This window comes from Bradyrhizobium sp. ORS 111, assembly GCF_045571485.1.
In the GTDB taxonomy this organism is placed as follows: Bacteria; Pseudomonadota; Alphaproteobacteria; order Rhizobiales; family Xanthobacteraceae; genus Bradyrhizobium.
On record NZ_CP120701.1, the window covers coordinates 856,543 to 870,905 of the forward strand.

The window sequence follows — 14,363 nt, forward strand, 5'->3', positions numbered from 1 at the left end:
GATTTCGACTCAAATGGGCGGCAATCGACGCTGATTGAGCCGGGAGTGTGATCATGACGAAGCCATCCGTGCTGGCGATCGGCCTCGATCCTGCCTTCGTCGATCTCTCCGCCTTTCCGCAATACACACCGGAGATCGTGCGCGGCTACATCGAGTCGCAGCTCGAAGGTTTGCGCACGCTCGGCTATGAGGTGGAGAGCTGTTTCACCGATCTCGGTGAAACGGCCGAGGCGGTGGCGACGGCGGCACTGACGGCGAAGCGCTACGATTGTGTCATGATCGGCGCGGGCCTGCGCGAGCCGCCGGAGCGGCTGCTGTTGTTCGAGAAAATCCTCAATCTGGTGCACCGGCTCGCCCCGGATGCTTGCATCTGCTTCAACACCAGCCCGGCCGACAGCGCTGCCGCCGTGCAGCGCTGGCTCACGCCTGCGGACACGAACCGATAAGGGCCGAGTGTCGCGGCTGAGCCGCGACCATCATTGCGAACGAGATCAAGAGAGCATCCCTGGTGGGATGAGTTTGGGTTGAAGCGGCCCGCGGCGGCTTCGATCACCTCTCCCCGTCGGGGAGAGGTCGGATTGCATCGTCAGATGCAATCCGGGTGAGGGCCTTGCGTTCTCGAAAGAGCGTAACCCCTTGTATCTGCACGGCCATGATTTGTGCGATGGAAGCGACTTGCGCTTTGGCCGGTGGCCACCGGCCAAAGCGCGTGGCGATGTCGCCCGTTTGCCCCTCCGGCTACAACCGTGGGTGAGCTCTGGGATCTTCGCCATGTCACGCACGACCGAACAGTCGCTTGAGTTCCGATCGCATGGACAAGGCAGGTTACCGTGAAGAAGACGATTTGTGGAGTGGACGTTTCGAAGGCCAGGCTCGATGCCTGTATCGAACCCGGACAACGGTTTGCGAGCTTCGATAATGATGCCGCAGGCATTGCCAAGCTGGCCGCGTTCTGTCGCGAGCACGCCGTCACGTTGGCGGTGATGGAGGCCAGTGGCGGTTACGAGCGAGGGGTGTTCGTCGGGCTCTGGGAGGAGGGGATCAGTTGCGCGCTGACCAATCCCCGCAGCGTCCGGCGCTATGCCGAGGCGATGGGCATTCTGGAGAAGACCGACCGGATCGATTCCTCGGTGATTGCCCGCTTCGCCCATGCCAAGAACTTGGCAGCGACCCCGCTGCCAAGCGAAGCCCAGCAGCGGCTGAAGGCCCTGGTGACAAGGCTCAGACAGGTCACCGACGATCTGACCGTCCAGAAGCAGCGCCGCGCCAGCATGTTCGACAACGGCGAGATGCGTGCGAGCATTGACGAGGTGATCGTCCTGCTGAAGCGCCAATCCCTCTCGCTCGAAGGGGAGATCGCTTCGATGATCGATGACGACCCGCTGTGGGCAAAGCTCGCCGAGACCTGGCGCGAGATGAAGGGCGTTGCCGGACGGACCGTCGCCCGCCTCCATGCCGAGCTGCCGGAGATCGGCACGGTGTCCAACAAGGCCATTGCCAAGCTTGCCGGTCTCGCCCCGATCGCCAATGACAGTGGCAAGCGCAGGGGTAAGCGACCCACCCGCGGCGGCCGCGCCGGCGTCCGCTCCATCCTCTTCCTCGTCGCGGCCATCGCCGCCCGCTACGACAACAGCCTCGGCGAGTTCCGCGACCGGCTGCTCAAGGCTGGCAAGGAGAAAATGGTCGTGCGCATTGCGCTCGCCCGCAAGCTCCTAGTCCGCCTCAACGCCAAAGCACGCGATGCGCGTGCCGCTTACCCCAATGCAACTTGACAATCCAGATAGTCGCTCACCCGATTTGCTGCGCAAATCGACCTCTCCCAAAGGGAGAGGTGACCTCAGGCGTCAATCTCATCCCGTCGTCGTGCGCTCGCCGCGACCGACCAGATGCGCGGCGGACCGCCACGCATGATGCGACAGTGCGTCGAGGCTCCGGACCATCTCGACGCGAACCAGCGCCGCGTCGGCGGTGAGCGTTCCATTGGCCGCCGCTCCCAGCGTTGCGCTGCGGTGGATGGGCAGCATGGCATCGAGTTGGGTCACGCAGCGCTTGAGTTCGGCGATCGCTTCGTCGGCCGGTATCGCGCGCGGACCGGCCAGGGCGTCGGCGCCCTGCGAGGCGGGAATCACCAGCGACGAGCCGGTGTCGCGCGCCGGCGCCACCACACCGCGCGCGATCGCGGCCGCGCTCCGCATCGCCTCCGCACAGAGCTCCGTGGCGCGAATGTCCTCCGGTCCGCCTCCCGGCACATTGAGGCTGATGTCTCCATTCGCCATTTCGGCCAGCCGGGACGCGTGATCGAGTGCGTGCAGCGTGCTTGTCAGGCGCTGCTGGCCGTCTTCGCTGTCAGGCGGTCCGGCCACGTCCGACAGGAATGTCTGGGTCCGACGCAGGGCATCTGCCGCCTCGGGCACCGATACGGCGTCCTTGCCGAGGCGGATCGCGGTCGCACGGCCGGCCAGTGCCGTCTCGATGGAACAGCATAGGGTTGCGAGCGCGCGCGCAATCGTCCGCCGCGCGGCTTCCACCGCCACGATCGGGGTCGCGAGCGCGGAGGGATCGAGGCAGCGGGTGAGCGGCGAGCCGCGTTCGGGCAGAATGCGCTCGACCAGTCGCGCGAACGGGTTGATCAAAGGCAGCAAGACTGCGACGCCGACGACATTGTAGGCGGTGTGATACGCGGCCAGCAAGGTGACGCCGTCGACGGTGTTGGAAGCATGCACGAGCGAAGGGACGACGAAGGGAAACAACACGATCGCAATCAGGGCGGCGATCAGCTTGAACAGGACGTAGGCGATCGCCAGTCGCTTGGCGGTGATGCTCGCCCCGATCGCGGCCAGGGCGGAGCTGGTCGCTGTTCCAATGTTCTGGCCGATGATCAGAGCACAGGCCTGATCGAGCCCGAACGCACCGGCGAAGTAGCCGGACAAGGTGACCGCGATGGCGGCCGTCGACGACTGCATCAGCGTCGTCATCGCCAATCCGACCACGACGAGGGCCAGCACGCCGAACAGCGCCGACCACCACCACATATCCGCACCGGCGAGAACGGCGGGCAGATCCGCCGGGTGCAATCGCTCGGCCAGTCCGCCCATGCCTTGCTGCAGGGTGGTCAGCCCGAACAGCACCAGTCCGAACCCGGCAAGCGCAGCGCCGGCCCCCGAGACGCGCCCGCTTGCGATAAGCTTGGTCAACGCACCGACAAAGATCATCGGCAGCGCCGCGGCCGTGAGCGAGACACGGACGCCGATCAGCGCAACCAGCCAGCCGGTGCCCGTGGTGCCGACATTGGCGCCGAACACAAGCCCCAGCCCTTGCTGGAACGTCAACAGGCCGGCGCTGACCAGACCGATCGTGGTCATCGTCGTCGCGCTGGACGACTGCACCAGCAATGTGACGATGGCGCCCCAGAACGAGCCGTGCAGTGGCGTTGCGGCCGCCTTGCCGAGCACGGCGCGCAGGGCGGAACCTGCCAGCGCCTTCAGGCCTTCCGTCATCACGGTCATGCCCAGCAGGAAGAGGCCGACGCCGCCAAGCGCTGAGATTGCCACCGACATACGGGCTCCTGACGTGAACGACGATCAAGCGAGCTCCGGCACTGTAGCGGAGTTGCGGCGTGGCCGCGAGCCACGCGAGGCGTTCGCCGTGCGGCAGATTATCCTTGGCCGCCGGCGCGATCGGCCCTATGTCTGCCCGGCGCGGTTGGGTGATGCCGTCTCGCAGCGCCGCCTTGTTCGGTGCGCTGTTCGGCGACATCTTTCAGTTTGGACCAGTGACGGGGCATGAACCGAAAAGAACGACGTGCGGCCAGCAAGCGACGCGACGAGCCTGCAAGCAGAGCAGGCGCGCCGACTTCGGCAAGCCTCAGCATTGCTGACCTCGCCGCTGAGGCCCGCCGCTTCTACGGGATGGGCCGCGTCAACGAAGCCGGGGAGATTTGTCGTCAGGTTCTCGTGCGCGAGCCGGCACATGTGCAGAGCCTGAATCTGCTCGGCCTGATGGCGCAGGCAACCGGCGATCACCGGGCTGCCGTGAAGATGTTCGCGAAAGCGCTCGATTCGGATGACGTGAATGCCGCGTGTCATTACAATGCCGGCAATTCGTATCAAGCGCTGGGTCAGCGCACCAAGGCCGTCGCCCATTTCGGCAAGGCGCTTGCGCTCGGCATGGACGCGAAAGCCGTCGCCTTCATCCTGCAGAGCCCTGTCATCGCCACCTATGGCGCGCGGATCGCCAGCAAGTGGCCGCTGGCGGTCACGAACGCCGAATTGTTCGGTGCTGAAAGTGTCGCCCCGCTCGCAAACGACCTCTTCCTCCGCGCGGCGATGGAAGCGACGACGCTGGCAAGCATGCCACTCGAGGCCTTGCTGGGACACGCCCGCGCCGAGCTGCTGCGGCTTGCGGGCGAAGCCGATGCCGAGATCGACGACGATATCGTCGGCTTCGCCTGCGCACTCGCCCGGCAGTGCTTCATCAATGAATATGTCTATGAACAGGCCGACGCGGAGAGCAAGCTTGCGAGCGCCCTGCGCGATCGATTGCTGCACGCCCTGGCATCAGGGGCGGCGATCCCTCCGCTGATGCTGGCGGTCGTTGCGGCCTATGTCCCGCTTCATGCCCTGCCGGCGGCGGACGCGCTGCTGCGCCGGGATTGGCCGGCGGCCGCGGCCGGCCTGCTCCGGGTGCAGCTCCGCGAGCCGCTGGAGGAAGCAGGCGAGCGCAGCGCCATCGCCACGCTCACGCCCGTCAAGGACAGCGTATCACTCGAGGTGATGCGTCAGTACGAGGAAAATCCCTATCCGCGCTGGACCATCAACCCGCTGCACGCGTTTGCGGCCGATCAGGCGCGGGGCAGGATCGTCCCGACCGCGGAATGGCAAGCCGAACTCGACATACTGATCGCGGGGTGCGGGACCGGCTCGCACGCGATTCAGATCGCGCAGGTCTATCCGAACGCCCGTTTGCTCGCGATTGACGTCAGCCTGCCCAGCCTCGCCTATGCGCGCCGGAAGACGCGGGAACTCGGCTTGCGCAATATCGAATATGCGCAGGCGGATATTCTGGAGCTGGGTGCGATCGGCCGCACCTTCGATCATATTGAGTCGGTCGGTGTGCTGCATCATCTGGCCGATCCCGCGGCCGGGTGGCGCGTGCTGGTCTCGCTGCTGCGGCCGGGCGGCAGGATGCGCATCGGGTTGTACAGCAATCTGGCGCGCCGCGTCATCGTCGAGGCCCGCGCCCGCATCGCGGCGCGCGGCTATCGCGCGACGGCAGACGATATCAGACGGTGTCGCCAGGAGATCTTCCGCCAGGCGGACGACTGGAAGCCGCTGCTCGGCGCGAAGGATTTCTACAGCATGAGCGGCTGCCGCGACCTGCTGTTCAACGTCATGGAGCATCGCTTCACGGTTCCCGAGATCGCCGCATTCCTGAACGACGATGGTCTGTCTTTCCTGGGCTTCGAGCCCTTTGATGATCCAACGGTGCTCGAACAATTTTACCAGCAGTTTCCGGGCGCGGCCGATGAGACCAATCTGGATCAGTGGCACCGCTTCGAAGCCGATCATCCGGAGACGTTCTGGGACATGTATGTCTTCATGGCGGCCAAGCACGCGCAGTGAGGCAACGGCGCCTGCTTCTGGCGCAAGGAAGACCAACGCATCGAGCGGTTCACAACATCCGCCTCCGACGCGGCCATTCGAACCACGATAGCGATCCTCATCCGCGGTCTCCGCTCTAAAGCCATGCGGAAGACGCAGCCCGCCGCGCGGACACGAACTGTCTCGCGCGGTTGCCATGGGTCGCTCCCGGGCCGATGATACGCAAAACAAATCAGAACCAATCGCGAGGAAACCAATGCGTGGGCGTCGTGTGCTGATGGAATCGTTCGTGGCGCACGGCGTGCGTCATATCTTCGGCAATCCCGGCACGACAGAAACGCCGCTGCTCGACAGCTTGCCGGCGTTTCCGCAACTTGAATACATCATGGCCCTGCATGAAGGTGTCGCTGTCAGCGCCGCCAGCTTCTACGCGCAGGCGTCGGGACGCGTCACCGTTGCCAACCTGCACGTCGCTCCCGGCCTTGGCAATGGCATCGGTTCGCTCTACGGCGCGCTGAAAGCGGGTTCGCCCGTGGTTGTGACGGCCGGCCAGCAGGACACGCGAATGCGGCTCAAGAATCCGCTGCTCGGCCACGACCTCGTTGCGATGGCCGCACCGGTGACCAAGTGGAGCGTGCAGATCGAGCGCGCCGACGAGATCGCACCAATCATGCGGCGCGCGTTCAAAGTGGCGACCGATGCGCCGCAGGGACCGGTGTTTGTGTCGCTGCCGATCGACGTCATGGAGCAGGAGACCGCGGTCGAGGCGTCGGCGCCGGATCATTTGTGGCGATCGACGCGACCCGACCCGGCAGGCGTCGAAGCGCTGGCCGCGCTGCTCCTGAAGTCGAACAATCCGGCCATCATCGCCGGCGACGAGGTGGCGAGATCGGGCGCCGAACAGGCGCTGGTGGCACTCACGGAAGCGATCGGTGCCACGGTGTGGTTCGAAGGGCTGCGGCATCACGCGCCCTTCCCGACCAACCATCCGAGCTATCGTCAGTCGCTCCCCGGCGACGCCAGGCAGGTGCGTAAGGCGCTCGGGGGCACCGATCTCGTGCTGCTCGTCGGCGGCCCGTTCTTTGAGGACGTCTGGTTTGCGCCGGGCGGTCACATTCCTGACGGCGCGTCCGTGCTCCAGATCGAAGCTTCGGCCGAGCGTCTCGCGCTCAACAACCGGCTCGATGCCGGCATCGTCGGCGACATCGCCGTCAGCCTCGGCGCAGTGACGGACGCTGTACGCGCAAAGGCGGGGGCGGGCTTCAGACAGGCCGTGCAAAACCGCAATACCCGGCTTTCCGATTTGCAGGCGAAGGAGAAGGACGCCTATCGGGCGCGCCTTGAGAAAAGCTGGACCCGCGAGCCGAGCTCGATGCCGCGGGTCACCGCTGAACTTCGCCGCGGTCTGCCCGAGAATGTCGTCATTGTCGATGAAAGCATCACAGCGAGCCTCGATCTCGCACGCGCCTTCGATTATCGCGGCTTCGGCGATTATTTCGGCGGTCGTGGCGGCGGCATCGGCCAAGGTCTTGCCGGCGCGATCGGCGTCAAGGTGGCAATGCCGGACCGTCCGGTTGTCGCCATCTCCGGTGACGGCTCGGCGATGTATGCGATCCAGGCGCTGTGGACGGCCGCGCACCACAAGCTTGCGATCGTATTCGTGGTGCTTGCGAACCGCGAGTACCGCATCCTCAAGCACAATGTGGATGTCTGGCGTCAGAATTTCGAAGCCGGCACCCAGCATCCCTATCAAAACATGGATATCACCGGCCCGGCGCTCGACTTCGTGCATCTCGCAGCCGGCATGGGCGTCGAAGCCGTCAGAGTCGAGAAGGCCGACGACATCGCCGGCGCAGTCGCAAAGGCTGTCGCGGCAAACCGGCCGTATCTCGTCGAGATCGCAATCGAGGGAAAGCGCTGACCGCGCAGGAGGAGTTTCCCATGGCAGGCATTCTGGACGGCAAGGCTGCATTGGTGACGGGCGGCGGCTCAGGCATCGGCCGGGCAACCGCGATTGCCATGGCGCGCGAAGGCGCGCGCGTGGCGGTGTCCGATCTCTCGAAGGATGGAATCGAAGAGACGGTCGCTCGCATCAACGCCGCCGGCGGCCAGTCGATCGCGATACAAGGCGATGTCACCGACGAGGCTGATGTCGCGAACATGGTGGCGCGGACGGTTTCGGCGTTTGGGCGAATCGATTGTGCGTTCAACAATGCCGGCGTGGCCGGGCGCTCCGTCGGCCCGCCCGGCCAACGCATTCATGAACTGACGCAGCCCACCGTGGCGAAGATGTTTTCGGTGAACCTGATGGGCGTGTTCCTGTGTCTGAAATACGAGGTCGCACAAATGTTGAAGCAAGGAGACGGCGGCGCGATCGTCAACACCGCCTCGATTGCCGGGCTTGTTGGCCTCGCCACGTCGGGCCATTATGTCGCGACCAAGCACGGCGTTGTCGGGCTGACCAAGACCGCGGCGATTGAATATGCCCAGGACGGCATCCGCGTGAACTGCGTCAATCCCGGATACATCAAGACGCCGATGACCAAGGAGACGATGGACGAACGTTATGACGAGATCATCGCCAAGGTGCCGGTTCGTCGCTTGGGCGTGCCCGAGGAGATCGCGGAAGCCGTGGTTTGGATGTGCTCGGACAAGGCGTCCTTCATGACCGGCGCATCGCATGTGATCGACGGCGGCTACAGCGCCGCTTGATCTGATCGGATCGATCGCTGCTCTCGCCTTGGTTGGTGATTGCCCGTGGCGCGGTGACGCAAGACAGGGCGGGATGAGCGGCAAAAGCTCGGACAGATCGCGTCGCGAGAATGCAATGCCATATCTCCACGCCTGTCATCGCCCGCGAAGGCGGGCGATCCAGTATTCCAGAGGCGGCAGTGATTGATCCGAGAGGCCGCGGCGCACGGGATCCCCGCATGTGCGGGCCATGACGGCGGAGCGATCGCCGCCGTGCCGTCGCGGCAAGGAGCCCGGCACGCGCAACCCGCCCGCCGTTCAGTGGAACAAGGGAAATTGTTCCGTATACAACTAAAGGTTTAGACGCCGCGCCCGAGGCGGCTGGGCTAGTCCCGCACCCTCGGTGCCGCGGCGCCGATGTCGAGACCAAGCTGGCGCGCGCGGTCGTGGCGCTCCTCGGTCAACAGCCTCAATTCACGTTCCAGCGACCGCGCGACCTCCTCCTGCGATGTCTTGGAGGCGGCGCGTTGGCCGCGCTTGGCGTTTTCAGGCTGAGCGGTCACAGGGGAACCCTTGTCATCGTACTGTCACGGCGATTCTTCGCACGGGTTGATTCCGCCCGACAATCAAAAAGAATTCAGGATCAAAGTTTTGGAAAATCTCACGCGCCGTTGACTTGAAACTAGGCAGAAGATTCTCCAGCGTGCCCGCGGCACGGATCAAATTGTGCCACATCTGCGGAAAATACAGTCGATGCCGGCCATCAGACCTATTTCGCATTGCTGCGAAATCATTTCTGCATTCCGATGAACCCGTCCCGAAACGGACACGCTCTAGCGTTACATGATTCGCGGATGGCCAGCCGTGCGGGTGGTCCGATTGTCCTGAGGATGACGTTACCGATGAAGCCGCCAAAAGCCATGCCGTATATGTGGGCGGCCGCACTGATCGCGGTTGCGATCTGGGGTGCGGTCGGATCGCCGCAGATGGCACATACCTTGGCCAGGCAGCACTACGCCGGCACCCGCTAGCCGATTCGGTATCGGCCGGCGATGACGCCGATGTGGACGGTCATGGCAGGCCGAGGAATTTGAAAGACGTGGCGTCCCCGGGACGCTGCGATGGCCCTGAACACATCCGGTCCTGATCAGATCCTGATCGCGCTTTATGCCCGCCAGCGTGCCTATCAATTGCGCTAAAGCCGCAGCCGCAGCGAGCGCTGCATGTCCATGGTCGAAGCGTCGCGGTTCGGTGCGATACCTGCGAAGGGTTAGGAGCATCCGAGCGGGGCGTGATAGGGACGTTGCGCAAGCTGCGATCGGCCACAGGATACGCCATGCCCACTTTCCCGACCTCGACCACAGTTCTCGATTCCGTGCTGTTCCGCGATGCCTTCGGCACGCGCGAGATGCGCGAGGTGTTTTCCGACCTGCGGCTGCTGCAGCGCTATGCGGAGGTCGAGGTCGCGCTGGCGAAGGCCGAAGCCCGCTGCGGTGTGATCCCGGCGGAGGCGGCTGACGAGATCGCGCGGCGCGCGGATGTCGCGGCGCTCGATTTCGACCTGCTGCGACAGGAGACCGACATTGTCGGCTACCCGATCCTGCCGCTGGTGCACCAGATGGCGAAGCAGTGCGGCGAGGCCGGTCGTTACGTCCATTGGGGCGCGACCACGCAGGACATCATGGATACCGCCGTGGTGTTGCAGGTTCGCGACGGGCTCAAGATCGTCGAGGACGAGATCGCCGCGCTGCGCGGCGTCCTCGCCGGTCTGTCGAAGCGCTATCGCGACACCCCGATGGCGGGGCGGACCCACCTGCAGCAAGCGTTGCCGGTGACCTTCGGCTACAAGACCGCGATCTGGCTGGCGGCGTTCGACCGCCATGCTGAGCGGCTGGCGCAACTGAAGCCGCGCGTGCTGGTCGGCCAGTTCGCCGGTGCCGCCGGCACGCTGGCATCGCTCGGCGACAAGGGGTTCGATGTGCAGCAGGCGCTGTGCGAGGAACTCGGTCTCGGCGTCCCGGTCTCGACCTGGCACGTGGCGCGCGACGGGCTGGCGGAGGCGGTGAACTTCCTCGCGCTGGTGACGGGAACGCTCGGCAAGATCGCACTCGACATCATGATCATGGCGTCCACCGAGTTCGCCGAAGTCTATGAGCCGTTCGTGAAGGGACGCGGGGCCTCCTCGACCATGCCGCAGAAGCGCAACCCGATCTCGTCTGAACTGATGCTGGCTGCGGCAAAGGCGGTGCGTCAGCATGCCGGCTTGATGCTGGACGCGATGGTGCAGGATTTCGAGCGCGCCACCGGTCCGTGGCACGCCGAGTGGATGGCGATCCCGGAGAGCTTCGTGCTGACTGCAGGCGCGCTGCATCAGGCGAAGTTCGCGCTCGGCGGCCTGATTGTCGATGAGAAAAGAATGGCCGACAACCTCAACCTCAGCCGCGGGCTGATCGTTGCCGAAGCTGTGATGATGGGGCTGGCGCCCGCGATCGGCCGGCAGGAGGCGCACGACGTCGTTTACGACGCCTGCCGCGTCGCCAATGACAAGGGCTTGTCGCTGGCCGACGCGCTGGCGGCGGATCCGCGCGTGGCAAGCCGCATCGATCGCGCGACGATCGACCGGCTCACTACGCCGAAGAACTATCTCGGGCTTGCGCCCGAAATGGTCGATCGGGTGCTGGCATCGGCGAACCGGTAAGAGTTCGGCGCATGCGCTCGCCGTCGCGTGACCGGCGGTGCTGGAACCTTGCGGATACGGATCGAATTGGACTACGAATCGGTAAAATCTCAACAGGACACTGCCGGACGCTTCATGACTGCACATCAACGCAACCTTTCCGCCTCGATCGATCCCGTGAAACTCGATCGGCTCGCCGAAGTCGCGGTGAAGGTCGGCCTGCACCTGCAGCCGGGTCAAGACCTTCTGCTGACGGCGCCGGCGGCTGCGATGCCGCTGGTGCGGCGGATCGCCGAGCATGCCTACAAGGCCGGCGCCGGCCTGATCACCCCGTTCTTCTCGGATGAAGAGCTTACGCTCGCCCGTTACCGCTACGCCAATGACGCGAGCTTCGACCGGGCCGCGAACTGGCTCTACGAGGGCATGGCCAAGGCCTTTGGCGCCAACACGGCGCGACTTGCGATCGTCGGCGACAACCCGATGCTGCTGTCGGGCGAGGACCCGACCAAGGTCGCGTGCGCGAGCAAGGCGAATTCGATGGCCTACCAGCCGGCGCTGGAGAAAATCGTCAATTTCGACACCAATTGGAACATCATTGCCTATCCCAGCGCATCCTGGGCGAAGCAGGTGTTTCCCGATGTTGCCGAGGATGTCGCGGTGGCCAAGCTCGCCGACGCGATCTTTTCCGCATCGCGGGTCGATCAGGACGGCGCCGTCGCCGCCTGGGAGAAGCACAATGCCAAGCTGCGCGAGCGCACCGAATGGCTAAACGGCCAGCGCTTCCACGCCTTGAAATATTCCGGCCCCGGAATGGACCTGACGATCGGGCTGGCCGACGGCCACGAATGGGAAGGCGGCGCCTCGACAGCCAAGAACGGGATCGTCTGCAATGCCAACATCCCGACGGAGGAGGTCTTCACCACGCCGCATTGCCGGCGTGTCAGCGGCCATGTCGTCAGCTCCAAGCCGCTGTCCTACCAGGGCACGCTGATCGACAACATCGCGGTGAAGTTCGAGGACGGCCGCATCGTCGAGGCCAAGGCCTCGCGCGGTGAGGAGGTGCTGAAGAAGGTGCTCGACACCGACGAGGGCGCGCGCCGGCTGGGCGAGGTGGCGCTGGTGCCGCACTCCTCGCCGATCTCCAAGAGCGGGCTATTGTTCTTCAACACGCTGTTCGACGAGAACGCCGCCTCGCACATCGCGCTCGGCCAATGCTACTCGAAATGCTTCGTCAACGGCGACAAGCTGACGCCGCAGCAGATCGCCGAGCAGGGCGGCAACAAGAGCCTGATCCATATCGACTGGATGATCGGCTCGGCCCATACCGACATCGACGGCGTCCACGCCGATGGCCGCACCGTGCCGGTATTCCGGCAAGGCGAGTGGGCGTAAGGCGCCGTTAGCGGAACCGGCGCTCGCGCGAGGCGATCAATTCGCCCCGCGTGGCGCTGAAGCGGCAGGTTTCGTACTGCGGCCGGAAGCCGAGGCGGCGATAGATCTTCAGCGCGGCAGCATTCCGGCTGGAGACATTCAGCCAGCAGGGATGCTCGACCGAGACCTCGTGGGCGGTGAGCACATGATAGACCAGGAGCTGGCCGAGCCCGCGGCTCTGGCGCGCCGGGTCGACGGCCACCGATTCGATCCACATCGAGTTCTGCTCCGGCTCTGTCAGGCAGAAGCCCGACATCTGTCCGTCTTCCGACGCCACCCAGACTTCGCTCTCTGTCAGCACCTGCGCCATCTCCTCCGGAGAGTACAGGCGGAACGCCGCATCCGAGGCGTAGGCGGTGTTGTGGATGCGCGCGACCTCGGCGGCGCAGGCCGTCACGTCGCTGGCGCGCTCGATAGCGGCGCGCGCGGCCGCAAGGGTGCGGGCCGGCTGCAGCGGCTCGACGCATTTCATTCCGATCTCGGAGCCGACATGAACGAAGCCGAATGCGGACACGAACGCCATTCCCGCCGGCCAATCGCGACTCACCAGCGTTTGCACGGTGAGATTTGCGTCGGCATCGATGGTGAGCACGTCATCGAACAGAGCGAGGCCGATCCGGCGGCGCCGCACCTCGGGCGCCACAACGATCTTGAGGAACCGGGAATGGTGTGAGCCCTGGTCGCGCAAGGACGATTCGGCGAGCCCGACGAGGCGACCGTCCCGCTCGGCTATACGAAAGTCGCGCCCGCCACGATTCTGCGGCAGCTTCAGGAACTGGTCCCATTGCGGCAGCGTAACCGGGCCGAGCCGCGGTTCCACCGCCGCGGCCTTGCTGTAGAGTGCGACCACCGCTTCCGCATCAGCCTCTCGGAGCGGCCGGATGGTGATGCCGTCATCCATGAGTCGCAAGCTTACCCGATGTCGAGGCGATAAACATCCTTTGCCGTCTTAAAGAACAACGCGGTCTTCTCGACTTCGCTATATTGTGAAGCCAGTCGTTTGAACGCGTTGAAGATCACCTGATAGCTGCATTGACCCTTATCAGGTGGGAAGTTGCTTTCGAACATGCAACGGCTTGGACCGAAGGCCTCAATGCAGGTTTCTATATAAGGCCGCCAAGCTGCGGCAAGTTCCTCCGACGATGGCGGCTTTGGCCGCAAGTGGAAGTCGTAGCCGAGCAGGCACATCGCCAGCCCGCCGAGCTTGACGACGACGTTGTGACACTTGGCGATCTCCTGGATCGACGCCCGCCAGACCGGGAAGGTCTCGCTGCGCTTGCCGGCGAAGCGGCCGATCCCGACCGGACCGCCGCAATGATCGAGCACGATCCGGGTCTCGGGGAAGGCGCGGGCGAGGTCGGTCAGCTCGCCGATCTGCGGATGAAACAGCCAGGCATCGAAGCTTAGACCGAGCGGCGCGAGGCAGGCGAAGCCTCTGCGGAAGCTGGTGTCCAGCAACAGACCCTTCGGCCGGTTCGCGTACATGTGAGCGACGTCGGGGTCCTCGTCCCAGGCCGAGGAGTGACGGATGCCGCGGAACCGGCCATTGCCGGCGGCGATTTCGGCCTCCAGCACCGCCTTGGCCTGATCGCCGATCAAAAGATTGACGTGGCTGACGATGCCGGCGCAGATCGCGGCCTTGCCGTAGCCGCCGCTTGCCGACATCGCGGCAACGCCGTTGGCGAATTCGACCTCGCCGACCGGGCGGTATGCCTCGGGGCCGTCGGCACGGTACATCGAACGGCAATCGACATAGACGGTGGCGACGATGTTATGGCCGGAGGCGATGTCGTCACGCATCTCCTCGATCAGATAGCGCAAGCTGCCGCGGTCCCAGAGATGGTGATGCGGATCGACAATCGGCCTGTCAGGGTCGATGATCGCCTCGGTATATTGCGCAAGCCAGTCTTCGCGTGGATTGGCATAGAGCCCGCTCGCGGAGGCGGGCAGAGTGCTGGCCATGG

At 64.8% G+C, this 14,363-nt stretch carries 12 protein-coding genes; 8 read left to right on the forward strand and 4 right to left on the reverse strand.

Features of this window, described 5'->3' with window-relative positions; translation table 11 throughout:
* The first annotated feature begins 53 nt into the window (after positions 1-53).
* Both P6U30_RS03920 and P6U30_RS03925 read left to right on the forward strand, forming a co-directional pair.
* Positions 54-446: a hypothetical protein gene (locus tag P6U30_RS03920; protein ID WP_407168227.1), complete on the forward strand. Its 393-nt coding sequence runs from the start codon at positions 54-56 to the stop codon at positions 444-446.
* Positions 447-830: 384 nt separating this feature from the next.
* Entirely contained in the window at positions 831-1,772 is a 942-nt protein-coding gene (locus P6U30_RS03925; protein ID WP_407168228.1) for an IS110 family transposase, read from the forward strand.
* Between the two features lie 78 nt (positions 1,773-1,850).
* Here the strand turns inward: P6U30_RS03925 and P6U30_RS03930 are convergent, their stop codons facing one another.
* Positions 1,851-3,557 carry a Na/Pi cotransporter family protein gene (locus P6U30_RS03930; RefSeq protein WP_407168229.1) on the reverse strand — a complete coding sequence of 569 codons (1,707 nt, stop codon included), beginning with the start codon at positions 3,555-3,557 and terminating at the stop codon, positions 1,851-1,853.
* 225 nt (positions 3,558-3,782) lie between these two features.
* On the opposite strand from P6U30_RS03930, the gene P6U30_RS03935 reads away from it, so the two are divergent.
* The 3 genes from P6U30_RS03935 to P6U30_RS03945 all read left to right on the forward strand — a co-directional run bounded on the left by P6U30_RS03935 (position 3,783) and on the right by P6U30_RS03945 (position 8,312).
* Positions 3,783-5,621, forward strand: coding sequence for a methyltransferase domain-containing protein (locus P6U30_RS03935; protein ID WP_407168230.1), 1,839 nt, complete (start codon positions 3,783-3,785; stop codon positions 5,619-5,621).
* A gap of 235 nt (positions 5,622-5,856) precedes the next feature.
* Positions 5,857-7,521: a thiamine pyrophosphate-binding protein gene (locus tag P6U30_RS03940; RefSeq protein WP_407168231.1), complete on the forward strand. Its 1,665-nt coding sequence runs from the start codon at positions 5,857-5,859 to the stop codon at positions 7,519-7,521.
* A gap of 20 nt (positions 7,522-7,541) precedes the next feature.
* A complete protein-coding gene (locus P6U30_RS03945) occupies positions 7,542-8,312 on the forward strand; it encodes an SDR family NAD(P)-dependent oxidoreductase (RefSeq protein ID WP_407168232.1) in 771 nt (256 codons plus the stop codon).
* Between the two features lie 365 nt (positions 8,313-8,677).
* Here P6U30_RS03945 and P6U30_RS03950 read toward each other — a convergent pair whose 3' ends face one another.
* Positions 8,678-8,854: a hypothetical protein gene (locus P6U30_RS03950; RefSeq protein ID WP_407168233.1), complete on the reverse strand. Its 177-nt coding sequence runs from the start codon at positions 8,852-8,854 to the stop codon at positions 8,678-8,680.
* A gap of 339 nt (positions 8,855-9,193) precedes the next feature.
* Here P6U30_RS03950 and P6U30_RS03955 point away from each other — a divergent pair, with 339 nt between their 5' ends.
* The 3 genes from P6U30_RS03955 (at position 9,194) to P6U30_RS03965 (ending at position 12,360) form a co-directional block, all read left to right on the forward strand.
* Positions 9,194-9,322, forward strand: coding sequence for a hypothetical protein (locus tag P6U30_RS03955; protein ID WP_407150097.1), 129 nt, complete (start codon positions 9,194-9,196; stop codon positions 9,320-9,322).
* 305 nt (positions 9,323-9,627) lie between these two features.
* Complete coding sequence (locus P6U30_RS03960; RefSeq protein WP_407168234.1) at positions 9,628-10,989, forward strand: adenylosuccinate lyase family protein; 1,362 nt, start codon at positions 9,628-9,630, stop codon at positions 10,987-10,989.
* A gap of 114 nt (positions 10,990-11,103) precedes the next feature.
* On the forward strand, positions 11,104-12,360 hold the full coding sequence (locus P6U30_RS03965) for an aminopeptidase (protein ID WP_407168235.1): 1,257 nt from the start codon (positions 11,104-11,106) through the stop codon (positions 12,358-12,360).
* 7 nt (positions 12,361-12,367) lie between these two features.
* Here the strand turns inward: P6U30_RS03965 and P6U30_RS03970 are convergent, their stop codons facing one another.
* Together P6U30_RS03970 and P6U30_RS03975 are read right to left on the reverse strand one after the other, a co-directional pair.
* Positions 12,368-13,300 (reverse strand): GNAT family N-acetyltransferase, encoded by a 933-nt coding sequence (locus P6U30_RS03970; RefSeq protein ID WP_407168236.1) that lies wholly within the window; start codon positions 13,298-13,300, stop codon positions 12,368-12,370.
* An 11-nt stretch (positions 13,301-13,311) separates the two neighbouring features.
* Complete coding sequence (locus tag P6U30_RS03975; protein ID WP_407168237.1) at positions 13,312-14,361, reverse strand: amidohydrolase family protein; 1,050 nt, start codon at positions 14,359-14,361, stop codon at positions 13,312-13,314.
* Positions 14,362-14,363: the final 2 nt, after the last annotated feature.